Annotated in this window: 25 protein-coding genes, 2 tRNA genes and 2 rRNA genes; 10 read left to right on the top strand and 19 right to left on the bottom strand. The window is 44.0% G+C overall.

Annotated features, from left to right (window positions below):
* Nucleotides 1–86 precede the first annotated feature (86 nt).
* The 8 genes from J7649_RS02835 to ftsY form a co-directional block, all read right to left on the bottom strand.
* Nucleotides 87–2,980 (bottom strand): 23S ribosomal RNA (locus J7649_RS02835).
* 415 nt (nt 2,981–3,395) lie between these two features.
* Nucleotides 3,396–3,471 (bottom strand) — tRNA-Ala (locus J7649_RS02830).
* A gap of 48 nt (nt 3,472–3,519) precedes the next feature.
* Nucleotides 3,520–3,596: transfer RNA gene (locus tag J7649_RS02825), tRNA-Ile, on the bottom strand.
* A gap of 60 nt (nt 3,597–3,656) precedes the next feature.
* Nucleotides 3,657–5,194: ribosomal RNA gene (locus J7649_RS02820) — 16S ribosomal RNA — on the bottom strand.
* The 16S and 23S rRNA genes sit together here with 2 tRNA genes alongside, the layout of an rRNA operon.
* A gap of 469 nt (nt 5,195–5,663) precedes the next feature.
* Entirely contained in the window at nt 5,664–6,278 is a 615-nt protein-coding gene (locus J7649_RS02815) for a DUF2057 family protein (protein WP_005100087.1), read from the bottom strand.
* A gap of 202 nt (nt 6,279–6,480) precedes the next feature.
* The gene (locus J7649_RS02810; protein WP_004731228.1) at nt 6,481–7,074 is read right to left on the bottom strand and encodes a nitroreductase family protein; all 594 of its coding nucleotides are present in this window, start codon (nt 7,072–7,074) and stop codon (nt 6,481–6,483) included.
* A gap of 196 nt (nt 7,075–7,270) precedes the next feature.
* Complete coding sequence (locus J7649_RS02805) at nt 7,271–7,960, bottom strand: nitroreductase family protein (RefSeq protein WP_219309263.1); 690 nt, start codon at nt 7,958–7,960, stop codon at nt 7,271–7,273.
* A 177-nt stretch (nt 7,961–8,137) separates the two neighbouring features.
* A complete protein-coding gene (gene ftsY, locus J7649_RS02800) occupies nt 8,138–9,241 on the bottom strand; it encodes a signal recognition particle-docking protein FtsY (protein WP_219309262.1) in 1,104 nt (367 codons plus the stop codon).
* 177 nt (nt 9,242–9,418) lie between these two features.
* Between ftsY and J7649_RS02795 the strand changes: the two genes are divergently transcribed.
* Complete coding sequence (locus J7649_RS02795) at nt 9,419–10,828, top strand: M16 family metallopeptidase (protein ID WP_219309261.1); 1,410 nt, start codon at nt 9,419–9,421, stop codon at nt 10,826–10,828.
* Nucleotides 10,828–12,402, top strand: a complete 1,575-nt coding sequence (locus J7649_RS02790; protein WP_044108949.1) for a M16 family metallopeptidase — start codon at nt 10,828–10,830, stop codon at nt 12,400–12,402. The genes J7649_RS02795 and J7649_RS02790 overlap by 1 nt, the downstream gene beginning before the upstream one ends.
* Here J7649_RS02790 and J7649_RS02785 read toward each other — a convergent pair.
* The gene (locus J7649_RS02785) at nt 12,326–12,649 is read right to left on the bottom strand and encodes a hypothetical protein (RefSeq protein ID WP_004645254.1); all 324 of its coding nucleotides are present in this window, start codon (nt 12,647–12,649) and stop codon (nt 12,326–12,328) included. The two genes, J7649_RS02790 and J7649_RS02785, sit on opposite strands and share 77 nt — an antisense overlap.
* Before the next feature lie 98 nt (nt 12,650–12,747).
* Complete coding sequence (locus J7649_RS02780; protein WP_034436454.1) at nt 12,748–13,107, bottom strand: hypothetical protein; 360 nt, start codon at nt 13,105–13,107, stop codon at nt 12,748–12,750.
* Nucleotides 13,108–13,331: 224 nt separating this feature from the next.
* Here J7649_RS02780 and J7649_RS02775 point away from each other — a divergent pair, with 224 nt between their 5' ends.
* The 3 genes from J7649_RS02775 (at nt 13,332) to J7649_RS02765 (ending at nt 14,633) form a co-directional block, all read left to right on the top strand.
* Nucleotides 13,332–13,565 (top strand): SEL1-like repeat protein, encoded by a 234-nt coding sequence (locus J7649_RS02775; RefSeq protein WP_004278686.1) that lies wholly within the window; start codon nt 13,332–13,334, stop codon nt 13,563–13,565.
* A 151-nt stretch (nt 13,566–13,716) separates the two neighbouring features.
* Nucleotides 13,717–14,097, top strand: a complete 381-nt coding sequence (locus J7649_RS02770; protein WP_004645256.1) for a DUF2750 domain-containing protein — start codon at nt 13,717–13,719, stop codon at nt 14,095–14,097.
* Between the two features lie 104 nt (nt 14,098–14,201).
* On the top strand, nt 14,202–14,633 hold the full coding sequence (locus tag J7649_RS02765; RefSeq protein WP_004278688.1) for a CBS domain-containing protein: 432 nt from the start codon (nt 14,202–14,204) through the stop codon (nt 14,631–14,633).
* Between the two features lie 129 nt (nt 14,634–14,762).
* On the opposite strand, the gene trpB is transcribed toward J7649_RS02765, so the two are convergent.
* From trpB to J7649_RS02720, 9 genes are all read right to left on the bottom strand, one after another.
* Nucleotides 14,763–15,971, bottom strand: coding sequence for a tryptophan synthase subunit beta (trpB, locus tag J7649_RS02760; RefSeq protein WP_219309260.1), 1,209 nt, complete (start codon nt 15,969–15,971; stop codon nt 14,763–14,765).
* Between the two features lie 107 nt (nt 15,972–16,078).
* On the bottom strand, nt 16,079–17,266 hold the full coding sequence (locus J7649_RS02755; RefSeq protein WP_219309259.1) for a vWA domain-containing protein: 1,188 nt from the start codon (nt 17,264–17,266) through the stop codon (nt 16,079–16,081).
* Nucleotides 17,267–17,279: 13 nt separating this feature from the next.
* On the bottom strand, nt 17,280–18,131 hold the full coding sequence (locus J7649_RS02750) for an AAA family ATPase (RefSeq protein WP_005262763.1): 852 nt from the start codon (nt 18,129–18,131) through the stop codon (nt 17,280–17,282).
* Nucleotides 18,132–18,151: 20 nt separating this feature from the next.
* The gene (locus tag J7649_RS02745) at nt 18,152–18,535 is read right to left on the bottom strand and encodes a hypothetical protein (protein WP_184413068.1); all 384 of its coding nucleotides are present in this window, start codon (nt 18,533–18,535) and stop codon (nt 18,152–18,154) included.
* 21 nt (nt 18,536–18,556) lie between these two features.
* Nucleotides 18,557–18,862: a YcgL domain-containing protein gene (locus J7649_RS02740; RefSeq protein WP_004278695.1), complete on the bottom strand. Its 306-nt coding sequence runs from the start codon at nt 18,860–18,862 to the stop codon at nt 18,557–18,559.
* A gap of 130 nt (nt 18,863–18,992) precedes the next feature.
* The gene (locus J7649_RS02735; RefSeq protein WP_004278697.1) at nt 18,993–20,135 is read right to left on the bottom strand and encodes a ribonuclease D; all 1,143 of its coding nucleotides are present in this window, start codon (nt 20,133–20,135) and stop codon (nt 18,993–18,995) included.
* A 178-nt stretch (nt 20,136–20,313) separates the two neighbouring features.
* On the bottom strand, nt 20,314–20,910 hold the full coding sequence (gene recR, locus J7649_RS02730; protein WP_005100074.1) for a recombination mediator RecR: 597 nt from the start codon (nt 20,908–20,910) through the stop codon (nt 20,314–20,316).
* Between the two features lie 13 nt (nt 20,911–20,923).
* On the bottom strand, nt 20,924–21,253 hold the full coding sequence (locus J7649_RS02725) for a YbaB/EbfC family nucleoid-associated protein (protein ID WP_004278699.1): 330 nt from the start codon (nt 21,251–21,253) through the stop codon (nt 20,924–20,926).
* A 28-nt stretch (nt 21,254–21,281) separates the two neighbouring features.
* Entirely contained in the window at nt 21,282–22,469 is a 1,188-nt protein-coding gene (locus J7649_RS02720; RefSeq protein ID WP_005100072.1) for an O-succinylhomoserine sulfhydrylase, read from the bottom strand.
* 142 nt (nt 22,470–22,611) lie between these two features.
* Between J7649_RS02720 and J7649_RS02715 the strand changes: the two genes are divergently transcribed.
* From J7649_RS02715 to J7649_RS02695, 5 genes are all read left to right on the top strand, one after another.
* The gene (locus J7649_RS02715) at nt 22,612–23,709 is read left to right on the top strand and encodes an alpha/beta fold hydrolase (protein WP_219309258.1); all 1,098 of its coding nucleotides are present in this window, start codon (nt 22,612–22,614) and stop codon (nt 23,707–23,709) included.
* A gap of 62 nt (nt 23,710–23,771) precedes the next feature.
* Nucleotides 23,772–24,644 (top strand): NAD(P)-dependent oxidoreductase, encoded by an 873-nt coding sequence (locus J7649_RS02710; RefSeq protein WP_219309257.1) that lies wholly within the window; start codon nt 23,772–23,774, stop codon nt 24,642–24,644.
* An 86-nt stretch (nt 24,645–24,730) separates the two neighbouring features.
* The gene (locus J7649_RS02705) at nt 24,731–25,000 is read left to right on the top strand and encodes a YARHG domain-containing protein (RefSeq protein WP_004278704.1); all 270 of its coding nucleotides are present in this window, start codon (nt 24,731–24,733) and stop codon (nt 24,998–25,000) included.
* 31 nt (nt 25,001–25,031) lie between these two features.
* Nucleotides 25,032–25,445: an HIT family protein gene (locus J7649_RS02700; protein ID WP_004278705.1), complete on the top strand. Its 414-nt coding sequence runs from the start codon at nt 25,032–25,034 to the stop codon at nt 25,443–25,445.
* A gap of 317 nt (nt 25,446–25,762) precedes the next feature.
* Nucleotides 25,763–26,896, top strand: coding sequence for a porin (locus J7649_RS02695; RefSeq protein WP_219309256.1), 1,134 nt, complete (start codon nt 25,763–25,765; stop codon nt 26,894–26,896).
* Nucleotides 26,897–26,964: the final 68 nt, after the last annotated feature.

Here is a 26,964-nt window from a genome sequence, read left to right as displayed (position 1 = left end):
TTTGTTCGTTTAGCGTAACTAAATCAAGTCACTTTGTTTAATATCGAATCAATCGAGCTTTTATACAACAACTGTTTGGGTGTTGTATAGTCAAGCCTCACGAGCAATTAGTATTGGTCAGCTTCACATATCACTATGCTTCCACATCCAACCTATCAACGTCGTAGTCTTCAACGGCTCTTTAGGAGACATAAAGTCTCGGGGAAATCTTATCTTGAGGTAGGCTTCCCGCTTAGATGCTTTCAGCGGTTATCCCTTCCGAACATAGCTACCCGGCGATGCCACTGGCGTGACAACCGGTACACCAGAGGTTCGTCCACTCTGGTCCTCTCGTACTAGGAGCAGATCCTCTCAAATTTCCAACGCCCACGGTAGATAGGGACCGAACTGTCTCACGACGTTCTAAACCCAGCTCGCGTACCTCTTTAAATGGCGAACAGCCATACCCTTGGGACCTGCTTCAGCCCCAGGATGAGATGAGCCGACATCGAGGTGCCAAACACCGCCGTCGATATGAACTCTTGGGCGGTATCAGCCTGTTATCCCCAGAGTACCTTTTATCCGTTGAGCGATGGCCCTTCCATACAGAACCACCGGATCACTAAGACCTACTTTCGTACCTGCTCGACTTGTGGGTCTCGCAGTTAAGCGCGCTTTTGCCTTTATACTCTACGCGTGATTTCCGACCACGCTGAGCGCACCTTCGTACTCCTCCGTTACTCTTTAGGAGGAGACCGCCCCAGTCAAACTACCCACCAGACATGGTCCTCGTCCCGGATAACGGGACAGAGTTAGAACCTCAATATTACCAGGGTGGTATTTCAAGGACGGCTCCATCGCAACTAGCGTCGCGACTTCAAAGCCTCCCACCTATCCTACACAAGTAAGATCAAAGTTCAATGTCAAGCTGCAGTAAAGGTTCACGGGGTCTTTCCGTCTAGCCGCGGGTACACCGCATCTTCACGGCGAATTCGATTTCACTGAGTCTCTGCTGGAGACAGCGCCCCCATCATTATGCCATTCGTGCAGGTCGGAACTTACCCGACAAGGAATTTCGCTACCTTAGGACCGTTATAGTTACGGCCGCCGTTTACTGGGGCTTCGATCAAGAGCTTCGCTTACGCTAACCCCATCAATTAACCTTCCAGCACCGGGCAGGCATCACACCCTATACGTCCACTTTCGTGTTTGCAGAGTGCTATGTTTTTAATAAACAGTTGCAGGGGCCTGGTTTCTGAGGCTGTCGCCCGCTCAAGGAGCAAGTCCTATCACCGACAACAGCGTACCTTCTCCCGAAGTTACGGTACCATTTTGCCTAGTTCCTTCAGCAGAGTTCTCTCAAGCGCTTTGGTCTACTCGACCTGACCACCTGTGTCGGTTTCGGGTACGATTCCTGTGTAACTGAAGCTTAGAGACTTTTCCTGGAAGCATGGTATCAGCCACTTCACTGTACAAGTACAGCTTGCTATCAGTTCTCAGCATAGAGTACCCCGGATTTGCCTAAGATACATGCCTACAACCTTCCACCTGGACAACCAACGCCAGGCTGACTTAACCTTCTCCGTCCTCTCATCGCATTACACAGAAGTATTGGAATATTAACCAATTTCCCATCGACTACGCCTCTCGGCCTCGCCTTAGGGGTCGACTCACCCAGCCCCGATTAACGTTGGACTGGAACCCTTGGTCTTTCAGCGTGCGAGTTTTTCACTCGCATTGTCGTTACTCACGTCAGCATTCGCACTTCTGATACCTCCAGCAGACTTCTCAATCCACCTTCATCGGCTTACAGAACGCTCCCCTACCACGCATAATAAATTATGCATCCGCAGCTTCGGCATATAGTTTTAGCCCCGTTACATCTTCCGCGCAGGCCGACTCGACTAGTGAGCTATTACGCTTTCTTTAAAGGGTGGCTGCTTCTAAGCCAACCTCCTAGCTGTCTATGCCTTCCCACATCGTTTCCCACTTAACTATAATTTTGGGGCCTTAGCTGGCGGTCTGGATTGTTTTCCTCTTGACTACGGACGTTAGCACCCGCAGTCTGTCTCCCGGATAGTACTCATTGGTATTCGGAGTTTGCATCGGTTTGGTAAGTCGGGATGACCCCCTAGCCGAAACAGTGCTCTACCCCCAATGGTATTCGTCCGAGGCGCTACCTAAATAGCTTTCGGGGAGAACCAGCTATCACCAAGTTTGATTAGCCTTTCACCCCTATCCACAAGTCATCCCCTGGCTTTTCAACGACAGTGGGTTCGGTCCTCCAGTTAGTGTTACCCAACCTTCAACCTGCTCATGGATAGATCACCTGGTTTCGGGTCTATACCCAGCAACTAAACGCCCTATTAAGACTCGGTTTCCCTACGGCTCCCCTATTCGGTTAACCTCGCTACTGAATATAAGTCGCTGACCCATTATACAAAAGGTACGCAGTCACCGAACAAGTCGGCTCCCACTGCTTGTATGCATGCGGTTTCAGGATCTATTTCACTCCCCTCACAGGGGTTCTTTTCGCCTTTCCCTCACGGTACTGGTTCACTATCGGTCAGTCAGGAGTATTTAGCCTTGGAGGATGGTCCCCCCATATTCAGACAAGGTTTCACGTGCCTCGCCCTACTCGACATCATCATATAAGCCCTTTCGTGTACAGGACTATCACCGTCTACGGTCGCACTTCCCAGAGCGTTCCACTAGAACTTATATGACTTAATGGGCTCTTCCCCTTTCGCTCGCCGCTACTGAGGGAATCTCAATTGATTTCTTTTCCTAAGGGTACTGAGATGTTTCACTTCCCCTCGTTCGCCTTGCAACACTATGTATTCATGTTGCAATACCTACCTTATGGTAAGTGGGTTTCCCCATTCAGACATCTCCGGATCACAGGATATTTGCCGCCTCCCCGGAGCTTTTCGCAGGCTATCACGTCTTTCTTCGCCTCTGACTGCCAAGGCATCCACCACATGCACTTAATTACTTGACTATACAACCCCAAACAGTCGTTTATCCTTACAAGTAGGATAAGCAACAGATCGTGTCTTTCAACACTCTCATACAGTTGGCGTTTCGTAGATTTAACTACTGTACAGCTTCAATTAGATTCATATACCAAAACGCTTGATTCAGTTAATTTCGCTAGAACTCATTTCTTGTAGTTGCCTACTTGAAACGAGTTTGAACAAATTATTTCAACTCAAATATATTCTGTTAATGATTTTTCCAGCCTTCGTCAGGTCAGGAAACTGTGATAAATCACAGAGATTATCAAGTGCGCGTATCATAACGCTTGTACTTGCTAATCTCTAGGATCTAAACACTTGATCGCTTAAGGACTAAACTAACAATCAACTGATTGTCTATTTATTAGCTTTTGTCTTTATACATTCCGTAGGAATGTATGGTGGAGACTAGGAGAGTCGAACTCCTGACCTCCTGCGTGCAAAGCAGGCGCTCTACCAACTAAGCTAAGTCCCCAGCTTATCAATAAGTCAATGTTTCTGATTTTCCGTACTTCGTCAGTAGTGGTGGGTCTGACAAGACTTGAACTTGTGACCCCACGCTTATCAAGCGTGTGCTCTAACCAACTGAGCTACAGACCCTCAGATACATCGTATGAAGAACAACTTGTTGTGGATTCTTACCAATCGTCAATCTTTCGTTAAGGAGGTGATCCAGCCGCAGGTTCCCCTACGGCTACCTTGTTACGACTTCACCCCAGTCATCTGCCACACCGTGGTAAGCGTCCCCCCTAAGGTTAGACTACCTACTTCTGGTGCAACAAACTCCCATGGTGTGACGGGCGGTGTGTACAAGGCCCGGGAACGTATTCACCGCGGCATTCTGATCCGCGATTACTAGCGATTCCGACTTCATGGAGTCGAGTTGCAGACTCCAATCCGGACTACGATCGGCTTTTTGAGATTAGCATCCACTCGCGTGGTAGCAACCCTTTGTACCGACCATTGTAGCACGTGTGTAGCCCTGGTCGTAAGGGCCATGATGACTTGACGTCGTCCCCGCCTTCCTCCAGTTTGTCACTGGCAGTATCCTTAAAGTTCCCGGCTTAACCCGCTGGCAAATAAGGAAAAGGGTTGCGCTCGTTGCGGGACTTAACCCAACATCTCACGACACGAGCTGACGACAGCCATGCAGCACCTGTATGTAAGTTCCCGAAGGCACCAATCCATCTCTGGAAAGTTCTTACTATGTCAAGACCAGGTAAGGTTCTTCGCGTTGCATCGAATTAAACCACATGCTCCACCGCTTGTGCGGGCCCCCGTCAATTCATTTGAGTTTTAGTCTTGCGACCGTACTCCCCAGGCGGTCTACTTATCGCGTTAGCTGCGCCACTAAAGTCTCAAAGACCCCAACGGCTAGTAGACATCGTTTACGGCATGGACTACCAGGGTATCTAATCCTGTTTGCTCCCCATGCTTTCGCACCTCAGTGTCAGTATTAGGCCAGATGGCTGCCTTCGCCATCGGTATTCCTCCAGATCTCTACGCATTTCACCGCTACACCTGGAATTCTACCATCCTCTCCCATACTCTAGCCAACCAGTATCGAATGCAATTCCCAAGTTAAGCTCGGGGATTTCACATTTGACTTAATTGGCCACCTACGCGCGCTTTACGCCCAGTAAATCCGATTAACGCTTGCACCCTCTGTATTACCGCGGCTGCTGGCACAGAGTTAGCCGGTGCTTATTCTGCGAGTAACGTCCACTATCCAAGAGTATTAATCTCGGTAGCCTCCTCCTCGCTTAAAGTGCTTTACAACCAAAAGGCCTTCTTCACACACGCGGCATGGCTGGATCAGGGTTCCCCCCATTGTCCAATATTCCCCACTGCTGCCTCCCGTAGGAGTCTGGGCCGTGTCTCAGTCCCAGTGTGGCGGATCATCCTCTCAGACCCGCTACAGATCGTCGCCTTGGTAGGCCTTTACCCCACCAACTAGCTAATCCGACTTAGGCTCATCTATTAGCGCAAGGCCCGAAGGTCCCCTGCTTTCTCCCGTAGGACGTATGCGGTATTAGCATCCCTTTCGAGATGTTGTCCCCCACTAATAGGCAGATTCCTAAGCATTACTCACCCGTCCGCCGCTAGGTTAAGTAGCAAGCTACCTTTCCCCGCTCGACTTGCATGTGTTAAGCCTGCCGCCAGCGTTCAATCTGAGCCATGATCAAACTCTTCAGTTTAATACTATGTAGTGCCTTAAAGGGCACCAATCTTGGCTCATCAATTTTCTGACAAATATTTCTCAAATAAACTTCGAGTAATTTCTACCATCAATCAATGAAAATAATTTCGATCAATCAATCAGTAAAAATCCACACAAGTTGTTCTTCATAATCTCTTAATGATCTTCTTAAAACCTCGTCAGTTTCAAGCTCCAACCCAATCACTTAACGTTTCGTTTCATGCATTGCGTTGGTGTGCTGCGTATTCTATACAGTTTCAAAACGAGCGCAAGGGCTTTTCTTAAAAATATTCAAAAAAACCAATCATGCGTTTATTTTTTAATCTAAAAGGCTATTTTTAACACTTTTTTGCGTTTTTCTAGCTAATTCCGCATGAAAAGTTTAAGCAAATGTTAATTTTCTAGCCTTCATCTCATAAAAAAAGATCACCTCAATGGTGATCTTTTTGATTCTTCATCAAAATATTTTAATTTGTCTGCTCAGCGAGCCAAGTCATGAATTTTTGACGTTCAGCTTTAGAAGCTTTCTGCCATAATTGAATCAGCTGCTGATCATTCTGTTCTACTGACTGAGTATATATAGCTGCCGGTTGATGAACTGGTGTCGCGGCTTGAGTTGTCATATCTACTTTTTTAGTCAATACGCGATTTCCAAACCATGGTTTCGCTGAATCTTTAGCGCCCGTCTGCTGGACTAAGAGCTGATTTTTCGCATCATATAGGCCAATAATGGGCTGATCTTTATATTTTTGCGCTGCATCAAAATCTTTAGGCGCCTGAATAAGTGCTAAACGGTAAGTTTCACCATCTTTAAGGCTTGGTGTTTTTACCGTAACCACACCTGACTTTAAAATGTCATGTGAATTGTCTGAATGCTGGAAAAATTCGTTATAGCGTACGCTGATCGCATTTACACCTGCATCCAAGCTATAAGTCTGATTAGAACGTAATAGACCCGAGTTCACCTCTTGATCATTTACGGCAACAATTTTTATTTCTTCAGGTACTGTGACGGTCACTGCCGAAAAAACTGGTGTGCTAAACAGAAACACTGCTGCAGTTGCCGCAATACGTAAACCCATATCCTATACTCATTTTTGGTTGTTTATTAAAAATTAGCTGCACTATGCCGCGTCTAAATGACAATCTTATGACAAAAGCTGGAGCGATACAGCCTGTGTTTTTAGCATTTATTTAGCTAGACATATCACATCATATCTAAATACAACTCTAAGACATAAAAAAGAAGCATCAAAGTGCTTCTTTTTTATAACCTAAAATCGTTTACGCAAAGGTCTTAAAGCGTTCTGCATCATCCATAAAGGTTTTTTCACCTGCAGGAGCTTCAATCGAACCAAATACCAGTTGAGCGCGAAGTTTCCAGTGAGATGGAATCTCGAAAGTTTGTGCAACTTCTTCATCAATAATTGGATTGTAGTGCTGCAATGAAGCACCGATATTTTTTTCTGCCAAAGCGGTCCAGGTTGCAAACTGTGCAATAGCGGAAGAATGCTCAGACCAGACTGGGAAGTTATCTGCATAGAGTGCAAACTGCTCTTGCATCGACTTCACCACATTCTGATCTTCATAAAACAGAGCGGTTCCATAACCTGCTGCAAAAGCATTGATCTTGCTATTGGTTGATTCAAATGCATCTGCTGAAACAAGGTCACGTAAAGTTTCACGTACAATATGCCAGAAGGTATCATGTGATTGACCAAATAAAATCACCACACGCGAGGTTTGCGAGTTAAAAGATGACGGACTGTGCTTCACCGCATCTTTAATGATTTTCTCAATTTCTGCTTGATCCAGATCTACATTTTTTCCAATTGAATAAATGCTACGGCGTTGTTTGATTTGATCTAAAAATGCCATGAACCCACCTCTGTATATTTTGGTTATTTGAAAATCGATAAAGTTATATTACGTGCTTTAAGCACCCAAGACAGGTGCATTTCGATAACAATGTGTTTTATTTATAGAACAATCAGATTTAGATCTGAGTAGCGTATTTGTATCTGATTTTATCCGCAGCTTCCATGCTGTCACATATAAAGTGTTCTATAAACTTTTAATTAAATACTTTGAAACGATGCTGATCCGGTTTTTGTAATTTTTCTTCTACTGTTTGTTCAATTGATCCAAAGCAAAGTTGGGCTCGCAACAACCAGTTCTTTTCAATTTCAAAATGCTCAGCGACCCTTTCATCAATCAGTGGATTGTAGTGCTGTAAGGATGCCCCTAAGCCAGAATCTGCCAGCGTCGTCCACACAGCAAATTGCGCCATACCGGAAGTTTGTTCCGACCATGCTGGAAAATCTTCACTATTTAATGGCATTTTCTTTTGTAATTGTTGAATCACGGCTTGATCTTCATAAAACAAAACCGTGCCATAGGCAGCAGCATATTGATTCAACTTGATTTCCATTCCTTCGTAAATAGATGCCGGCATATGCTGACGCTGTACCTGTTTCACAATTTCCCAGAATTGATGATGAGAATCTGCAAATAACACCACAATGCGCGTAGTTTGAGAATCATAAGCCGAAGGGCAACTGCGCACTGCTTCCTGAATGATTTCGCCAAGATAAGTCTGACTATAATGTACCCGCTTACCGAGTTGATCGATACTACGGCGCTTTTTCAATTGATCGACAAAAGTCAGTTCTAAATCACCATTCAGTTTATTTTTTCTTGAAAATTTAAAATCCTTGGTTATATCGCTTGTTAATACCTGACCAATCTTATTTAGCAATGCCATTTTCTACCCCACAAAAAACAAGCCAAATAAGCTTAGAAAATCCCCTACAATTATAAGGCCTTTATCAAGATGGGCAGATTTAGTGGTGGTTTTACTGTCGGTTTTTACAACACTCAAACCAGCCAAAAACAACAAACTCCGCACTTGGCGGAGTTTATGTGAAGCATTGCACATTATTTATTTTTCAGTTTCAAATAATGCAGCAACAAAAGATTTGGCAGAGAATGGACGCAGGTCATCAATTTTTTCACCCACACCAATAAAGCGAATCGGCACATGAGTACGACTGGCGATATTAAACAGTACCCCACCTTTGGCAGTACCATCAAGTTTGGTAATAGTTAAGCCCGTCAAGCCTACCGCCTCATCAAACATCTCGACCTGATTAATAGCATTCTGACCAGTACCGGCATCGACCACCAACATCACTTCATGAGGTGCAGTGGCATCAATTTTCTGCATTACACGTTTTACTTTAGTCAATTCCTGCATCAAATGACCTTTGTTATGCAAACGGCCCGCTGTGTCTGCAATCAATACATCCACACCTTTGGCACGCGCACTTTCAAAAGCATCGAAAATCACTGAAGCTGAGTCAGCACCATGACCCTGAGCAACAACCGCAATATTATTACGCTCACCCCAGATCTGGAGCTGTTCAGTTGCAGCCGCACGGAAAGTATCGCCTGCTGCCAACATGACGGTCTTGCCTTCACCTTGCAGGCGCTTTGCCAACTTGCCAATGGTAGTCGTTTTACCGACACCATTCACACCAACTACCAGAATCACATAAGGCGATTTATTCGGATCAATATGCAGCGGTTTTACCCGTGGTGCCAATAAAGCCACCAGTTCTTCCTGAAGCGCTTTATAGAGTGAATGCGAATAGATCAAATCACCACGTGCCGTACGTTCAGTCAGGTTAGCAATAATGGTCTTGGTTGCTTCCACGCCAATATCTGCTACCAGAAGCTGCTCTTCGACTTCTTCTAATAATTCATCATCAATTTCTTTACCGCCGATCAGGATATTCACCATCCCATCGGCAAGGTTTTTACGGGTTTTGGTTAAACCCACTTTCATACGGCTAAAGAAGCCAGCTTTCGCAGCAGAATCTTCATTTTCAGTTTCTGTTTCGACAGGTGCAGAAACCACAGCTGTTTCGCTTGGCGTTTCTATGATAGGCACATTAACCGCAGGTAAGCTCGGTAATGTGACATCATCATCTCCGATATCAGCATCAATCAAAAATTTGTTTTGCCCATTAGATTGCTGTTGCATGCCGAATCCTTGAAAAGCATTGCGTTAAAAACCCAGATTCTACCATAACTTGCCAGCTTTGCAGCTAGCAATGCAAATGCTGGACAAACATACCAAAAAGCTACAGCTCTCGGTTGCTTTCAAGCACACATTTATTAAAAATAACTCTAAATACAACTGCCTATTTCAGGAGATCTAGTGTTCATCACCTTTTTGACTATCTCCTCTTTCTCGCAAATGATCAAACAGATGCTTTATCCACTCGGTGCAGCAGTCTTGCTTAGCCTGAGTTTTAGCTCGGTTCAGGCACAAACCCGAAGCGAATTGTCACGGACTACTTTTGAAACCACTTTAAGTAACGGTTTAAAAGTCATTATTCGGGAAGACCATCGTGCGCCCATGGTAATGACACAAATTTGGTACAAAGTCGGCAGTAGTGATGAATCCGGAAATATTCTGGGGGTATCCCATGCACTTGAACATATGATGTTCAAAGGCACTCATAAAGTCCCAAATGATGAATTTACCCGTCTTAGCCGGATTTATGGCGGCAGTATCAATGCAGCCACCTTTACCAATTACACCAATTATTATCAGCTCTATCCTAAGGCTTATTTCCCTATGGCCTTGGAACTCGAGTCTGATCGTATGAGCAATTTATTATTGCGGCAGCAGGACTTCGAGCCAGAAATTAAAGTCGTCATGGAAGAACGGCGCCAGCGTACCGATGACAATCCGCGGGCGCAAGCATTTGAACGGTTTAAATGGGTCAGTTATCCGACCAGTCATTATCGCCAGCCGGTGATTGGACACATGAAAACTCTGAATAATATTCAGTTGAATGATGTCAAAAAATGGTACCGGGATTGGTACAGTCCGAATAATGCCATTCTGGTGATTGTGGGGAATGTAGAATCTGAAGCTGCTTTGGCTCAGGTACAAAAATATTTTGCTGACATTCCCGCACGTCCAACACCGGCGCGCAATGACGTACTGGAGTTTGAGCGTTTGGGTTATCGCCATATGGAAATCAATAGCAATATTCAGGTGCCCAATCTGTACATGACCTGGAATGTAAAATCCCTTGGCACTGCCAAAAACCCCCAAGATGCTTATGCCTTGACCATTATTCGCAGTCTTTTGGACAGTGGCATTTCTTCGCGCCTGCAAGACCGATTGGTACGTGATCGTAAAATTCTGACCTCTGTCAGCGTTTCTTATGATCCCTATAATCGCGGCGACAGCCTGTTTGGTATTTCTGCCTTACCTGCGCCGGGCATCTCTTTGCAAGAAGCACAACAAGCAATTCAGGATGAAGTGGATTTACTTAAAACTACAGCGATGACCCAACAGGAAGTGGATCGTATCAGTACCCGCTTTATTTCCAATTTGATCTATAGCCAGGATGATATTGCCGGACAAGCCAAAATGATTGGAAATCTAGAGGTCAATGGCTTGAGTTATCGCCTGATGGATGAATTACCGAAACACTTTGAAAGTGTCAGCGTTCAGGATATCCAGCGTGTCGCAAACGCCTATTTTGTACGTGAAAATCTCAGCACGCTTTATCTCTCTCCTGAACAAAACACCCAGCAACGGGGATTATAATGCTTCAACTTCGTTCATTTTTGCTTATTTCAATTTTAAGTCTTAGCTCGGCTACCCATGCAGAAAACTATCTGGATCCCCAGCCTAACCAAAATGATAATCCGAGTCAGTTACAGTCTATCCCTTTGCTGCAAAGCTTAAAAAATATTAATCAGCAACGGGATTTTCAGGCGCCTTATATTCATGATCTAAATAATCGCTACAAAGTACGCACGCTGTTTGTTGAAACGCAAGATCTTCCCATGGTAGATATCCAGCTGACCTTTAATGCCGGTTCGGCCCGTGATCAGGAAATTGCCAAAGGCCTATATGGTCTATCCAATATGGCAGCCAAGTTGATGCGTGAAGGAACCGACAAATATAGCGCCAATCAGGTGGCGGAAGTTTTTGACCAAACCGGAGCACAATTCAGCGTACAAGCCTATCGGGATATGTTTGTGGTTCGTCTGCGTACGCTTTCAGACCCGGAAAAACTGGAACCCGCATTGGGCATGCTGATGGAGGTTCTCAAGAATGCATCATTTAAACCATCCAGCATTAATCTGGCTTTAAGCAATACCCAAGTGGGACAAAAACAGCTACAGGAAAATCCAAGCCGATTGATGGATATCCGGTTTTATCGTGCCCTTTATGGTCAACATCCTTATGCAGAACCAATCAGCGGCACCCAAGGCAGCACCAAGAAAATTAACGCAGAATTATTAAAAAAATTCCGTGATCAGTTTTTGGTGGCGCAAAATATGAATATTGCTATTACCGGTAAACTCAGCCCTAAACAGGCACTGGAACTGTCTGAACGAATTGCCGGCAATTTACCTCAAGGGCAAAAAGCAGAAGCATTGCCACAGCCTGAAATTCAATCTGGTTTTGAAGTGGTACATCTACCCTATAACTCGTCTCAGGCGCATGTCACCTTTGGGCATTTAGGCCCAACCCGCTTTACTGAAGATAAACTGGCTTTAGAAGTCGCCAATCGCATGTTTGGCGGTAGCGGATTTAATGCAGTATTGATGCAGGAACTACGGGTGAAACGTGGTTTTACTTATGGCGCTTATAGTTCATTGAGCTTTAGTCAGGCACCCGGCGTATTCAGCTTTAAGTATTCCACGCGTCAGGATCAACTGCTAGACAGCATTCAGGTTGCACATCAAGCATTTATCCACTTTGTCAGCCAACCTATTGATACTCAGCGTCTGGAAGAAACCAAAGCAGGCATGTTACGTGCTTTTCCTAATAATTACAGCAGTAATGCCACCATTAATGCCCAGCTAGGCAATATGGGTTTTTATAGTGAGCAAACTGATTATTTATCCAGTTATCCAGAACGCTTGGCTAAAATCACAGCAGCAGATGTACAAAATGCAGTGCGCAAGCATTTTCATCCTGATCACTTAACCCTAGTCGTCGTCAACAAAGAACTGGATCAAAATGCCTTGAAAATGCGTTTGGAGCGAAATTTAATGGATGCCAATTATTACTTACCAACAAACCCTATGCCTAAGGCATCTCCACAGAGACCGGCGGAAGCTGACGTGCCCGAAGTGATTCCTGCTGATAAGCCTGCATCAATTTAAGATATTGCCCACGACGGATATGCTGCTGCTCTAATAAAGCGAGTGCCATATCCTGAGTTTGGGGAAGGTTTTGCTGTTTAGACAGTTGCTGAATCTGGGTGACTTGAGCAATGCTCAACGGACGATATAGAGCAAATGCGGCTAAAAGTAGAATGATCGCAATAATAAAAATAACCACACTGTTATAAATCTGTTCCAGTTTGATTCTGCTGAAAAATTGGCTTAGTTTTTCTGTATCTATAGACATACACTACCTCAGGTTAGAGGTAGTGTATGGTCGCAGTTACATAAGTTCAAGTCAGCGCACTGAATATTCATAAGAGCTGAATCCTGCTATTTCGAGGACTAATTCATGATTCTGGTAATAATTGTTGAATACAGCACCAATGCAACAACAAGCAATACCAGTGCAATTGCAAATTTACTTAAACCCGCTTCTGCTTCAGGCGGATGCAGACGATCCTCATCTGCAATGCGGACCAGCTCACCATTATAAAGCTTATAAAACTGCTCACGCTGGTTTTCATCCAGCGCACGGGTAAAGTCGTAGACTTCTTTACGTTGTGCCAGTCCATAATCACCCAGATGGGTATGTTTACTGAATATAGCTTGATCGAGTTTTTTACGATGCAAATCGGCAAGTTCCATAATTTGACCTGCAGTCGGAGGCATATCAAATTTCACACCATCTAAAGTTCTTGTCATCATGGCCTTCTCCTTATTGTTTGCTATCCATTTACAATGTAGCTTAATAATATTTATAGTTGTGTATAGTTTAATCAGTTAAACTATAACTTAAGTAAACAAATAAAATCGAATAGTTGACTTTTCCATTATTTTGTAATATTAGTTTAACAATACTAATTTATATTTGTATTTAGACTAAATAGTCTATCCTGTAATCATAATTAAAATTAAGGAGTTTTTATATGATACAACAACTCTCTCAACACGATCTGGAACATCTGTACGCAGATGCCGTGAATACCATTCAATCTCAAATGAACTTTGCTGATGCAGTAAAACAGCTTGAAGAAGCCGCTCGTGCTGGCCATGGTAAAGCAGCGCTTTTTTTAGCAGAACTTTATTATCAAGGTTTCCGTGTAGAACGAGATTCACTCAAAGCCCAGTACTGGCAGAACATGGCCACCATGCAAGCATAAAGAAACGTCACCTAGGTGGCGTTTTTTTATGCCCTTTTTTCAATAAGTAGCAATCAATACATATTTTCTTACGAATCCTTGCAAAGCTGAAACAGTAATTTCATATAAAGTTTCTAGAATAGAGCCTGAACTCCAATAGCACTTTATTCTAATGAAACCACGAAAAATTATTCAATTTGATCCGATCTGCAAAAACTTTCTGTTAAAGATCACGATGCTTAAATCTTTGATGAATTGTGGCGAGCTATGGGGCGCATATCACCAAGGCTGGGCGATGATGCGTGACCAGGAAGACTGCATCTTCCCATTCTGGCTCAATCCGCTGGATGCTAAAAATTATGCCCAGCAGCATTGGCCGGATTACATCCCGCGTAAAATCAATTCTGAAGATTTTGAAAATGCATTATTGCCGACCCTGTCGCGACTGAATGTTACGCCAGCCCTGTTCAACACCAATGGAACCAAACTCAAACTGACTGCTGCACAGATGCGTCATCTGTTTTTTTCGCAACAAAGACTGCACATTGCTTAAATAACATGCTATTTATAAAGACTAAAACCTAAACACTTAGAGATGTTCAGGTTGAATACATACTCTAGGATTAATAATAAATTAACCAATAAGGATGATTAAGCATGACCAATGTGGCACAGGTGCTCAGTGAAAAAATGCATCAAGCTATTTATACCATCCGTCCAGATTCTACTGTTTTAGAAGCCATCACCTTGATGGCGGATAAAGGAATCGGGGCGCTTGTGGTAACCCATGAAGACAATGTGGTGGGGATTTTGTCAGAGCGGGATTACACGCGTAAGATCGCCCTGATGCAAAGAACCTCATTCGACACCACTGTTAATGAGATCATGACCTCTAAAGTGATTACCGTAAATACAGCTACTAGCGTAGAAGACTGTTTATCTTTGATGACTGAACGCCACCTACGCCACTTACCCGTGGTCGAACATGAAAAACTGATCGGTCTGATTTCAATTGGGGATTTGGTCAAAGCGGCCATGGATGACCAACGCAAATTGATTGAACAGTTACAGCAATATATCTCAGGTTAAAACATCATCTAGCTTTCTCTAAGGCATTTGAAGATCACTTAAGTGACACCAAGATAAAGTTTTATATCTGATCCATAAAAAATCCCGGTATGTGTACCGGGATTTTTTATATGAACATTCTGAATAAAATCAGTTTAGACCTAATTTTTCTGCGACGTAATCTGAGTCTTTATCACCACGACCAGAAAGATTGACCACGATCTTGACTTCTTTTGGCAATTTGCCTGCTTCACGAATTGCCCAGGCCACTGCATGTGAACTTTCTAAAGCCGGCACAATACCTTCTACACGCGACAAGGTCATGAAAGCATCCAGACATTCCTGATCGGTGGCGGTGGTGTACTCGACCCGGCCCAAATCCTTAAGCAGACTATGTTGCGGCCCCACACCAGGATAATCCAGGCCAGAAGCAATCGAATGTACCGGTAAAGGTTCACCCTGCTCATCTTCCAGCACATAGCAGGCCATACCATGCAATTGACTTGGTTTACCCAGTGTTAAGGTCGCCGAATGCATATCGGTGTCCAGGCCATGACCTCCCGGCTCTACGCCCACCAGCTTTACTTCCGGTTCATTTAAAAACGCGGTAAATGCACCCACTGCATTGGAACCACCGCCAACACAGGCCACCACATAGTCCGGGTTTGCACCAAAACGGTCATTACTTTGCACTTTGATTTCATCACCGATAATGGACTGGAAATCACGTACCATCATTGGAAATGGATGCGGCCCCACCACCGAACCAATGGCATAGATATAATTTTTCGGGTCTTTCAAGTATTCTTCAAATGCACTATCAACTGCATCTTTCAGGGTTGCTGTACCACGCGTCACAGAGATCAGGCGCGCACCCAGAATCTTCATTTTTACGACGTTTGGATGCTCTTTTTCAATATCCACCTGACCCATGTGAATTTCACATGGAATCCCAACCAAGGCACAGGCAGTTGCCAATGCGACGCCGTGCTGACCCGCACCAGTTTCTGCAATGACTTTGGTCTTGCCCATGTATTTGGCCAGCAAAGCTTCACCTAGGCAATGATTAATCTTGTGCGCGCCGGTATGGTTCAGGTCTTCACGTTTCAGATAAATCTGCGCCCCGCCAAGCTGTTCAGAAAGACGTTTGGCATGAAATAAAGGACTTGGGCGACCGACATAATGGGCAAACAGATCTTTCAATTCATTCTGAAACTCTTCAGTCTGACGAATTTCCTGATAGGCCACATTAATATCATCCATAGCCTGTTTCAGATCGGGTGGAATAAACTGACCGCCATACTGACCAAAAAAACCCTCTTCATTCGGTAACGCAATACCATTAATTTGATGAGCCATAATCATGCCTGAAATTTTAAATAAGAGATAATGAGTGACTTTATACTAGAATAATTTTTTTTAAATCACTAATAACTCTAACTAAAGTCACTTATAGATAAATGGAATTAACGCGCCAGATATTTAGTCATGTCTTCAATGCCTTTCAGCGTCATTGGAAACATATGATTTTCAAATATTTGCTGGATCAGACCAATAGTATGGGTGTAATGCCAGTATTTTTCTTCTTCAGGATTCAGCCAAGCGGTTTTATCAAAATGCTGACGTAGACGCTGCAACCAGACTTGCCCAGCCTCATCATTCATATATTCAACCGAACCACCGACAGAATTCAGCTCATAGGGTGCCATGCTGGCATCACCGACTACAATCACGCGATAATCGCGCCCATAGGTATTGAACAAATCCCAGGTATTCATACGTGAACTGGAACGACGGACATTGTCTTTCCAGACATAGTCATACAGACAGTTATGGAAATAAAAATATTCCAGGGTTTTGAATTCGGTTTTCGCAGCACTGAACAACTTTTCACACTGGGCAATATGCGCATCCATCGAACCACCGACATCGAACAGCATTAAAACTTTGATGCGGTTACGACGCTCCGGCACCAGTTGTACATCCAGAATACCCTGCTTGGCCGTTTCACGAATCGTTCCATCAATATCCAGCTCTTCGGCTGCACCCTGACGGGCAAATTTTCGTAGACGGCGCAATGCCATCTGCATCTGACGGCTACCTAAAATCTGTTCATCATCCAGATTGCGGTATTGACGCTGTTCCCAGACTTTTACTGCGGAACGTTTACGCCCCGGCCCGCCAATACGCACACCTTCAGGATGATCACCATAAGCCCCAAAAGGTGAAGTCCCGCCAGTACCAATCATCTTGTTACCGCCCTGATGTTTTTTATGCTGTTCGCGCAGACGCTCTTCTAGCATTTTCATCAGCTCTTCCAGCGATCCGGCTTTTTTCAGCTCTTCGCGCTGCTCTGGGGTCAAATGCTTTTCCAGCAACTCCAGATCAAACCAGTCTTTGGGCAGCTTATGCACCTGATTTAGCAGTTCATCCAGATCAAAGGTCGCGATACCATCAAAATAGTCTTTCATGGCGCGATCGAACTTATCGAAATAGCGCTCGTCCTTGACCATGACGGTTTTGGCCAGCTGATAGAATTCATCCTGATCGGCAAAAACCAGACCTGCAGCAACCGCCTGATTCAGGTCAATCAGCTCACGAGTCGATACCGGCACGCCGTATTTGCGTAAGGTATAAAACAGTCGCACAAACATGCGTGTTTCTCCCTTAACGACGTGACATAAATGCTAGACGTTCGAGCAACTGCACATCTTGCTCATTCTTGATTAATGCACCGTACAAAGGTGGAATTGCTTTAGATTTATCAGTATTGCGCAGAATATCTTCCGGCATGTCGTCAGCCATGAGTAGACTGAGCCAGTCGATCAGTTCAGACGTTGAAGGTGGTTTTTTTAAACCCGGAATCTGGCGCAATTTAAAGAAAACCTGTAAGGCTTCATTCACCAGTGTGGTCGAGATATTGGCAAAATGCACATCAATGATTTCACGCATGGTGGCTTCATCTGGGAATTCGATGTAATGGAAGAAGCAACGACGCAGGAAAGCATCTGGCAATTCTTTTTCATTATTTGAGGTAATGATCACGATTGGGCGCTGAGTTGCGGTAATGGTCTCGCCTGTCTCGTACACATAGAACGACATTTTATCGAGTTCATGCAGCAAGTCATTTGGAAACTCGATGTCTGCCTTGTCAATTTCATCAATCAGCAGAACACAGCGTTCTTCACTGGTAAATGCTTCCCACAATTTGCCCGGCTTGATGTAGTTCTTGATGTCATAGACACGGTCATCACCCAACTGGCTATCGCGCAAGCGCGATACTGCATCATATTCATACAGACCTTGCTGTGCTTTGGTAGTAGACTTGATGTGCCAGGTGATCAGTTCCAAACCCAGACTTTCTGCAACTTGCTCGGCCAGTAAAGTCTTACCTGTACCCGGCTCACCTTTGACCAGCAACGGTTTTTGCAAACTGCGTGCAGCTTTCACCGCAAGTTTTAAACTGTCAGTCGCGATGTACTGATCGGTACCTGAAAATTGTTGAATATCAGCAGACATGATTGAACCTTATTTTTTACTTACAGCGGTGAACTTTTCTCGTGAACACGAATATTGCTTTTGTTCGACACATAGATCGACCAGCAATAGCCAATCACAGATCCAATCCCAATGACAAATAAAATAAGTGACGCATTAATCCAAACCAGGGATTGCTCTTTGGTCAGCATCCCAAATAACAGACCGAAAATCGCAGGTGCAATGGACGCATTCGACCCCTCAGATACCGTCGGTGTTAGCAGAATGGCAAAGGCCACAATCCACAAAAAACCGCCCGCAGGTTTAGGCAGGTGCTTGGTTACGCCATACCAGCACCATAAAGCAATCAGGCTGCCGAGCAGATAAACTGCTACGGCAATGCTCTGTTCAGGAATTGAGTCTAATACAGCCACATAACCATTCATTTCACAACTCCTGAATTAACATTAAGCACCGCGTAAACCTTCTGGTGCCACAGCGTTTGGATCAATCAAGCCTTCTGGCGGCATTTGCAGGAAGAACCCGCGGGTTTCAATAGAATCCATGACATGCAAGACATTGGCACGTGCCAGTTTACGTGATTCGCTTAATTCAAGATGCATGACAAAAGTCGCACGTCCAAATGCTGCCTGTACTGCTTCAGTTAATACACTTAAAGGCTCGAATGTTTCAGCTTCGCTTTCATTCGCAGGACGCGCCACATACAGATACATTTCACTTTTTTTGCTGGATTTGTAGATAGACACTTGCATATTTCAAACGACTTTTCTGGAAAAACAACCGCAAGGATACATCAAAAAAAAGACAGAAACATTAGCCACGTCTCATGCATCAGTCGTGATTTTGTATAATTGCTTTTTCTTTAACCAATCCTGCAACCAATCACTCGCTGACTTTCATCTGGGTAGACAGATAAGATTCATCCTGATGCAATACCTGAATCAGTGGCTGAGTTAATAACTCATAGCGCCAGCCAAGTAGATAATCCGGCAGATCCTGCTCGTCCTTATGAAAGACTACATGCTGATACAAGGCATTCAGCCATTTCTTACGCATCAGGACTTCTTTCGGAATTGAGGTTTCATTGACGACATTCTGAATAATTGAATCAATTTTTTCGCCGATATCTTTAGAAGAATGGCGAATTGGACGTGCCAGACGTAAAGGCCAGTTTGCCGGCTCCGGCAGGAATTTCAGTAAATCTAAAATGGTTTTGCCATGCTCACGAACCACATTCGAACGAATGTCTTTCACATGACTCAGCTGGAAATTATTGCGCGGGAATTTTTCCACCAGATCAATCATGCTGGCATTTTTCAAAATGAAACTGCGTGGCTGATTCAGTGCTTTGGCAATCTGATCACGCCAAACCATTAATTGCTGCAATTGCATCAGCTGACGGCGTGAATGCCGGTAATTGCCGACATCCTGATACAACAAGGCAGTTGGGGTATCTTCGCCAATTTCCTGAGTCAGAAAACGGCAATCTTGCAAGGCAAAATCCAGCAGATCTTTCGAATCCAGATCCTGTTTAATTTTCTCTGACAGTTGCACCAGATAATGCACATCATTGGCAGCATAGAGCAACTGTTCGGAACTGAGTGGACGCGCCAACCAGTCAGAACGGGTCTGGTCTTTTTCGATATCGACTTCCAGCATCTGCTTCAATGCATTTTGATAGCTGACTTGCAGACCATGCCCAAGAAAAGACATGCCAACCTGAGTGTCAAATACATTACTCAGCGATTTCTTCTGGGTATAGTGATAAATCAGATCGATATCTTCACTACAAGCATGAAAAATATTCTGCTGTGCGTTAAAAATTTTATTAAGGAACTCAGTCAGATCCAGCGTGGTTCCATCCAACAAATAGACCTTGTTGTCTACGTTAATCTGAAAAACACCCAGCTTAGGCCATAAGGTATCAACCTTGATAAACTCGGTATCCAGCCCATACACTGAATTCTGATCCATCAGCTTCAGTACATGAGTTAAGTCGTTTTGATGTTGAATAAATTGAAACATAGAACTGAGTCTAAGATTAGATTCTCGATAGATCCATATTAACTGATCTATAGAATTTTTGTATAAAAAATAAGGTCAATTCTGCCCTATTTCCCAAAAAATGGCGCTTACTTATCAGGTTTTATATTCTAATTAATATCTTTTTTATATTAAAACTAACAAGATATTTAAGCTCAGCTTACTTCATGCGCATCCGGTTATGTACTGCCTGACTCAAGGTATGGCTATCGACATATTCCAGCTCACCACCTTGAGGTACGCCTTGGGCAATTCGGGTCATCTGGATCGGTAAATGCTTACTGGCCTCAACCAGATAATGTGCCGTGGCTTGACCTTCTACAGTAGCATTGGTTGCCAGAATCACCTCTTTTACCTGACCATTGGCCAAACGATGTAACAAGTACGGAATACCGATTTCTTCTGGTCCAATACCATCCAGTGGCGATAAATGTCCGCCCAATACATGATATTTACCTCTGAAACTACCACTTTGCTCAATCGCCATGACATCTGCAGGTGATTCCACTACACAGAGCAGTTCATCATCACGATCCAGAGAGCTGCAAATATTGCAGACTTCGTCTTCGGTCAGAGAATGACAGACTGAACATTCATGAATGTGATTGGTTGCCTCAGTCAGCGCATGTGCCAGACCAATAGCACCCTCACGATTTTTCATGATCATATGCAATGCCATACGTTGAGCCGATTTTGGCCCAACGCTTGGCAAAATGCGTAATGCTTGAACGAGTTGATCAAAACGATCACTAAACATTGCGCATTCTTCCTTAGAACATACCTGCAAGACCAGGCGGTAAACCCATGCCTGAGTTCGCTGCTTTCATTCTTTCGTCAGATACCACTTCTGCCTGACGTGCTGCATCATTCATTGCAGCTGCAATCAGGTCCTCGATCATGTCTGGATCATCCTGAAGTAATTCAGGATTGATTTCGATACGCTTCACTACGTTACGGCAAGTCATGGTTACTTTCACCAGACCGCCACCCGCCTCGGCATGCACTTCAGTTTGCGCAAGCTCTTCTTTGGCTTTTTTTACGTTGTTTTCAACTTCTTTCTGCATGCGCTGAGCTTGCTGCATCAACATGTTAATGTTCATAAATATCTCCGAACATAAATTTATAAAATTAAATCAGGTCTAAACCGCGACGAATATCCTGGATAATATCACCAATCTCTTCCAAACCAACAGATACGCGAATTAAACCTTCACGAATACCAGCGGCTTCTTTGGCTTCAGGCGACAATTTACCGTGTGTCGTGGTCGCCGGATGGGTAATAGTCGATTTTACATCGCCCAGATTGCCGGTAATCGAAATAAACTGGGTATTGTCAATGACAGTCCACGCTTCCTCACGGCCACCTTTGACTTCAAAAGACACAATACCGCCAAAACCGCTCTGCTGTTTTGCTGCCAGTTCATGACCGACATGCTCAGGCAGGCCCGCATAATATACTTTTTCTACTTTTGGATGCTGATTCAAAAATTCAGCCAGTTGCTGAGCACTTGCTGAATGTTCACGCATACGCAAACGTAGTGTCTCCAAGCCTTTCAGGAAGACCCAAGCATTGAATGGGCTCATTGACGGGCCTGTGGTACGCACGTAGCCGAAGATTTCTTCTAGTAACTTGTGATTACCTACGACAGCACCACCCAAGGCGCGGCCCTGACCATCCAGATATTTAGTCGCAGAATACACTACCAGGTCTGCACCAAATTTGATTGGTTGTTGTAACACCGGTGTACAGAAGCTGTTATCAATCGCCAGTAAAGCATCATTGGCATGCGCAATATCAGCGAGTCCCTGTATATCGGCTACTTCCGCTAAAGGATTCGATGGAGATTCAACAAAGAGAATTTTTGTTTCAGGCTTGATGGCATTTTTCCATGCATCAAGATCGGTCAAATCAACGAAATCAACGCTGACGCCAAATTTTGCGACATATTTTTCAAACATGGAAACCGTAGAGCCGAAGACAGCACGTGAACAGATCACATGATCACCCGCTTTTAAAAAAGCCATCATCACTGCCATAATGGCTGCCATACCCGAACTGGTGGCGACGGCGCGCTCTGCACCTTCAAGTGCAGCTAGACGCTTTTCAAACATGGCAACGGTCGGATTGGTAAAGCGAGAATAGATATTGCCCGGTTCCTGGCCTGAGAATTTAGCTGCGGCTTCTGCAGCATTTTCATACACAAAAGACGATGTTAGAAAAATCGGTTCGCCATGCTCACCTTCAAAAGTGCGGGTATGACCGGTACGAATGGCTAAAGTTTCTAATTGGTAAGAAATATCGTCTTGCTGGCTCATCGCTTTACCTCAGCCCTCAGGCTGCCTTTTGTAAAAATTTGCCAACATTTTGAGCGCCTAAGCTATTTCAGGTCAAGGCATAATAAGCGATTATTGCTTAGACTTCGATCAATCCTCCCGCGGATACGGATATTTTATTTACATGATTCAGTTAAAACAAAACTTTCAGCGCCAGCAAAAAAAATTGAAACACCTCAGCACCCGGGTGTTTAATGCCTCCTCACTGATCCTGTCGCAAAAAACCCCTTTTGAATATATTGCCGGCACCGAGTTTTGCAAGATTCGCTATTACGCTTCACCCAAGAAAAAATATAAGGAGCCTCTGGTCTTCATCGCACCCTTGGCGATTAAGATGGATATCTATGATCTGTATCCTTATCGCTCTCTGGTCAAGCATTTTCAGCATAGCGGTTTTGATGTCTATCTGGTGGAATGGAAACGTTTTAACTTTAAACATCGCCACCTGAACTTTTTATCTTTTATTGATGCAGCCATTCCTCAATCCATTGAAACCATCTGCAAGCATTCGGGCAGTCAGTTCATTTCCCTGCATGGCTGGAGTATGGCTGGCGTGTTTGTCACGCTCTATACCGCCCTGCATTCGCCTGAACATGTCAAGAATCTGATCGTGGTGGGCAGTCCTATCGACAGTTATGCGTCAGGACGTGTCGGCAAACTTTTTTCTACGACAAACAAACTAATTTCTAAAAACAAAAATCTGCAACAAGCCATTCATCAAGGACTGATTCCAAAGCAATATATTCATACGCCGGGTATTGTAAATGCCTTGGGCTTTAAATTACTCGATCCGATTGGCTGGCTCAAAAGCCAGAAACAGTTTCTGTTAAATCTAGATCATGTCGAAGATGTCTATGAACACGCCACCATGGGAAATTTCCTGAACAAGATGATTGATTATCCAGGTGGGATTAATCAGGACATGGTGCTGCATTTATGGCTGCAAAATCCTTTAAAACAGGGTTCTATCACTTTGGATGGCCGTGTCGTTGATCTTAAAAATATCAGCTGCTCCCTGTTGGTAGGTGCAGGTCAAACCGATCAGATTGTCACAGAACAGTCAGCTAAGCCTTTGATGGAATTGACAAGTAGCCAAGATAAGACGTTTACTCTTATACCGGGTGGTCATCTTGGACTAATGTCGAACCAGAAAACGGCAAATACATTCTGGCCCAAAATGACGACCTGGCTGGTGCAGCGCTCTACACGTCTTGATGTTTAGTGTAGATTCCCCGCACCAGAAAAAAATATTAAATAGCTTTAAACATATTCAGAGGGTACAGCATGATTCAGTCAGTGGCATTTATCGGCCTAGGTGCAATGGGTTTTCGTATGGCAGCACACTTACCCAAGCATTTTGATACGGTCTATGTCTGGAACCGCAGCTTTAACAAAGCAGAGCAACATGCGGCTGAATATGGCACCCAAGCCGTCACACTGGAACAGGCCGTACAGGCAGATGTAATTTTTTCTTGCCTGCCCACCAGCGCTGACGTTGAACGACTTCTGGAAAATCTGTCGCTTAAATCCGGTTCAGTCTGGGTCGACTGCACCAGTGGTGTACCGGATTCTGCCCAAAAACTGGCAGTACAACTGGCTGAACATGGGGTAATCTTTCTGGATGCACCGGTCAGCGGTCAAACCATTGGTGCTGAAAATGGTACATTAACCGTGATGGTGGGCGGTAATGCAGAGGGCTATGAAAAAGCCCTTCCTGCGATGCAGGCATTTGGCAAGCTGATCAAGCATGTCGGTGAATCTGGCGCGGGTTTTGCAGTGAAGGCCGTAAATAATATGTTAATGGCTGTAAACCTGTGTGCCGTTGCTGAGGGCTTTACTACCTTGAAAGCGCATGGGGTAAACCTGCATGAAGCACTGGATTGTATTAATGCTTCAAGTGGTAAAAGTATGGTGACTGAAACCGTATTGCCACAGCGTATTTTAAACCGCAGTTTTCCTGTAACCTTTGCCCTGCCACTCTTGGCCAAAGATACAGGCATTGCAATCGACCTTGCACGTGAAGCCAAACTTTCTGCGCCTGTGCTCTCGTTGACCCAGAATCTGATTCAGGCGGCCAGCGATCTGTCGGATAAAAACAGTGATTTTTCCAGTGCTGTGAAAATGTATGAATCATGGAGTAATATTACCATCGAGTAATATCTCGCCATTGAATAATGATAACGAAACCTCATATTGTGACTAGTAGGCAGGCACATATAGTGGATAACCCAGAGGAAACTCTCATGAAGAAATTTTCTGTTGCAGCATTGATTGGCTTTGCAACTTTGTTCGGGGCTTCAACATCGGTTCTTGCATCTGAACAAGAGTGCAAAAAATTAAAAAATGATCATGACGTGATTTATGCGTCTAAAGGTTTCTGTTTCAAAGATCCTGAAGCAAAAGCCAAGTTTGGTAATGACAATTGCTATACAACCAAGCCAAAATTCTCGGAAAAAGAGCAACAACGTCTTGACGCGATCAAAGATCGTCAGAAAGAATTGAACTGTAAATAATTCAGTTTAATGACGCTCAAGGAATATACTTATGACTTATGATGATCAGAATATTTTTGCACGAATTCTACGCGGTGAACTTCCTGCGATAAAAGTGTATGAAGATGACCAGGTTCTTGCATTTATGGACATCATGCCTCAGGCAGAAGGTCATACTCTCGTGGTTCCGAAAACTCCGGCGATCACTTTACTGGATCTACCCCCTGAAGCTGCAGCCTATACGATTCAGATCGTACAGAAAGTTGCAAAAGCCATTGAAAAAGGTTTAGGTGTGGACGGTATCGTGCTGATGCAATTATCAGGGGCCGCAGCGGGTCAGACCGTACCACACGTACATTTCCATCTGGTTCCTACCTCTTTGCATAATCTGGGCAAACATGCTGCACAGATGGGCGACCAGGAAAAAATTAAAGCGCTGGCTGAGAAAATTAAAGCTGCCCTTTAAGCTATTCTTAATATCTAAAAATGGAGCCTCGGCTCCATTTTTTATGTCTAATGTATTTCACTCTTGATTAAGCCAATAAAATATCAGTAAAAGTCACCTAGCCTATTTTTTAGGTTTTGCAGCAATCCTGCTTACCCAACTCATAATCTTACAAAAAATAAGACAATGATTGTCTTTAATATTTCTGAAATATTTCCTTAATCATATTGACTTATTTGTAATGAATACTTGGCACCAATAGAGCAGTAGATGTTTCAAAACAATACTGAAACTTGTTTTTAAGACGATGAATAAAAAAGTCTTTATTGGAGCAACACATGAAAAAAACGTTATCTGCATTAGCAATCGGGGCAACAATTTTAACACCAGTGATGGCAGCTGCTGCTGATGTTAAAGTGTATGGTCGTGCACACGTTTCTTTAGATTATCTGGATGATGGCCAGGATTATAACGAAGTAGGTCTTTCTTCAAATTCTTCACGCTTGGGTTTTAAAGCTGAACAAAAATTAGAAAATGGTATGACCGTATTTGGTCAAATCGAACAGGAAATTAACTTTGCAAGTGGTTCTGCAAACGATGATGTTGAATTTGCAACTCGCGATACTTTTGTTGGTTTAAAGGGTGATTTCGGTCAAGCGCGTATCGGCCGTTTTGACAGCCCATTCAAAGTAGCACGTGGCCCGGTCAACTTCTTTGGTGATATGGTCGGTGATGTTCGTAACGTCACACGTGCTGGCAACTTGCGTTTTGATGAACGTAATAACAATACCATTGAATATAAATCACCTAAGTTTGGCGGCGGCTTTAATGTTTTAGCAGCACTTTCTTTACACGAAGGTAATAGCCCTGATAGCGTGTCAACGTCTTCACCAAAAACTACTGTAATTGAAACTGTGAATGGTCCAGTAACAGTAGTCGTACCGGGAACCACAACTACTACCAATAAAGATAATCGCGATGATAAAGCATACGATCTCGCTTTAACCTATAAAGAAGGTAAAGTTGATTTTGCTGCTACCTATGAACATTATGAAGAAGATGCAGGTCGTGGCGAACGCGATGGTTTCCGTATTGCTGGTGCTTACAAAATCACCCCTGAATTCAATCTGGGCGGTTTATACCAATTCCTTCAACATGATAATTCTGAAGCAAACCCAGATGCACAAGTATTTGGTGTAGCCGGTGAATATAAATTTGCACCAAAAACCTCATTCCGTGGTGAAGTATTCCACCGCGATGTCGATGCCGATGATGCGAATGCAACTTTACTGGCAATCGGACTTGAACACCGTTTAGATCCAACAGTCCGCATTTATGGCAACATAGCAACTGTACTAAATGATGAAAACTCAAACCTTACCCCTTGGGCACAAGGTCGTACCAATGCTGTAGGTGGCGCACGCGGTGAAGACAGCCTAGGTCTTTCTCTAGGCATGCGTTACGACTTCTAAGTCCAGTCTCCCTCACAAAGCTTAAAAAGAACATGCCTCCAGCATGTTCTTTTTTTGGTGTGTTTTTT

The sequence above is a fragment of the Acinetobacter lwoffii genome, from assembly GCF_019343495.1.
Taxonomy (GTDB): domain Bacteria; phylum Pseudomonadota; class Gammaproteobacteria; order Pseudomonadales; family Moraxellaceae; genus Acinetobacter; species Acinetobacter lwoffii_P.
This window is presented reverse-complemented; position numbering and strand designations above follow the sequence as displayed.

What these genes read in the sequence shown, in the direction of transcription:
- J7649_RS02815 (WP_005100087.1), bottom strand. Translation starts at nt 6,278, where the DNA reads ATGGGTTTACGTATTGCGGCAACTGCAGCAGTGTTTCTGTTTAGCACA.
- J7649_RS02810 (WP_004731228.1), bottom strand. Translation starts at nt 7,074, where the DNA reads ATGGCATTTTTAGATCAAATCAAACAACGCCGTAGCATTTATTCAATT.
- J7649_RS02805 (WP_219309263.1), bottom strand. Translation starts at nt 7,960, where the DNA reads ATGGCATTGCTAAATAAGATTGGTCAGGTATTAACAAGCGATATAACC.
- ftsY (WP_219309262.1), bottom strand. Translation starts at nt 9,241, where the DNA reads ATGCAACAGCAATCTAATGGGCAAAACAAATTTTTGATTGATGCTGAT.
- J7649_RS02790 (WP_044108949.1), top strand. Translation starts at nt 10,828, where the DNA reads ATGCTTCAACTTCGTTCATTTTTGCTTATTTCAATTTTAAGTCTTAGC.
- J7649_RS02785 (WP_004645254.1), bottom strand. Translation starts at nt 12,649, where the DNA reads ATGTCTATAGATACAGAAAAACTAAGCCAATTTTTCAGCAGAATCAAA.
- J7649_RS02780 (WP_034436454.1), bottom strand. Translation starts at nt 13,107, where the DNA reads ATGACAAGAACTTTAGATGGTGTGAAATTTGATATGCCTCCGACTGCA.
- J7649_RS02775 (WP_004278686.1), top strand. Translation starts at nt 13,332, where the DNA reads ATGATACAACAACTCTCTCAACACGATCTGGAACATCTGTACGCAGAT.
- J7649_RS02770 (WP_004645256.1), top strand. Translation starts at nt 13,717, where the DNA reads ATGAAACCACGAAAAATTATTCAATTTGATCCGATCTGCAAAAACTTT.
- J7649_RS02765 (WP_004278688.1), top strand. Translation starts at nt 14,202, where the DNA reads ATGACCAATGTGGCACAGGTGCTCAGTGAAAAAATGCATCAAGCTATT.
- trpB (WP_219309260.1), bottom strand. Translation starts at nt 15,971, where the DNA reads ATGGCTCATCAAATTAATGGTATTGCGTTACCGAATGAAGAGGGTTTT.
- J7649_RS02755 (WP_219309259.1), bottom strand. Translation starts at nt 17,266, where the DNA reads ATGTTTGTGCGACTGTTTTATACCTTACGCAAATACGGCGTGCCGGTA.
- J7649_RS02750 (WP_005262763.1), bottom strand. Translation starts at nt 18,131, where the DNA reads ATGTCTGCTGATATTCAACAATTTTCAGGTACCGATCAGTACATCGCG.
- J7649_RS02745 (WP_184413068.1), bottom strand. Translation starts at nt 18,535, where the DNA reads ATGAATGGTTATGTGGCTGTATTAGACTCAATTCCTGAACAGAGCATT.
- J7649_RS02740 (WP_004278695.1), bottom strand. Translation starts at nt 18,862, where the DNA reads ATGCAAGTGTCTATCTACAAATCCAGCAAAAAAAGTGAAATGTATCTG.
- J7649_RS02735 (WP_004278697.1), bottom strand. Translation starts at nt 20,135, where the DNA reads ATGTTTCAATTTATTCAACATCAAAACGACTTAACTCATGTACTGAAG.
- recR (WP_005100074.1), bottom strand. Translation starts at nt 20,910, where the DNA reads ATGTTTAGTGATCGTTTTGATCAACTCGTTCAAGCATTACGCATTTTG.
- J7649_RS02725 (WP_004278699.1), bottom strand. Translation starts at nt 21,253, where the DNA reads ATGAACATTAACATGTTGATGCAGCAAGCTCAGCGCATGCAGAAAGAA.
- J7649_RS02720 (WP_005100072.1), bottom strand. Translation starts at nt 22,469, where the DNA reads ATGAGCCAGCAAGACGATATTTCTTACCAATTAGAAACTTTAGCCATT.
- J7649_RS02715 (WP_219309258.1), top strand. Translation starts at nt 22,612, where the DNA reads ATGATTCAGTTAAAACAAAACTTTCAGCGCCAGCAAAAAAAATTGAAA.
- J7649_RS02710 (WP_219309257.1), top strand. Translation starts at nt 23,772, where the DNA reads ATGATTCAGTCAGTGGCATTTATCGGCCTAGGTGCAATGGGTTTTCGT.
- J7649_RS02705 (WP_004278704.1), top strand. Translation starts at nt 24,731, where the DNA reads ATGAAGAAATTTTCTGTTGCAGCATTGATTGGCTTTGCAACTTTGTTC.
- J7649_RS02700 (WP_004278705.1), top strand. Translation starts at nt 25,032, where the DNA reads ATGACTTATGATGATCAGAATATTTTTGCACGAATTCTACGCGGTGAA.
- J7649_RS02695 (WP_219309256.1), top strand. Translation starts at nt 25,763, where the DNA reads ATGAAAAAAACGTTATCTGCATTAGCAATCGGGGCAACAATTTTAACA.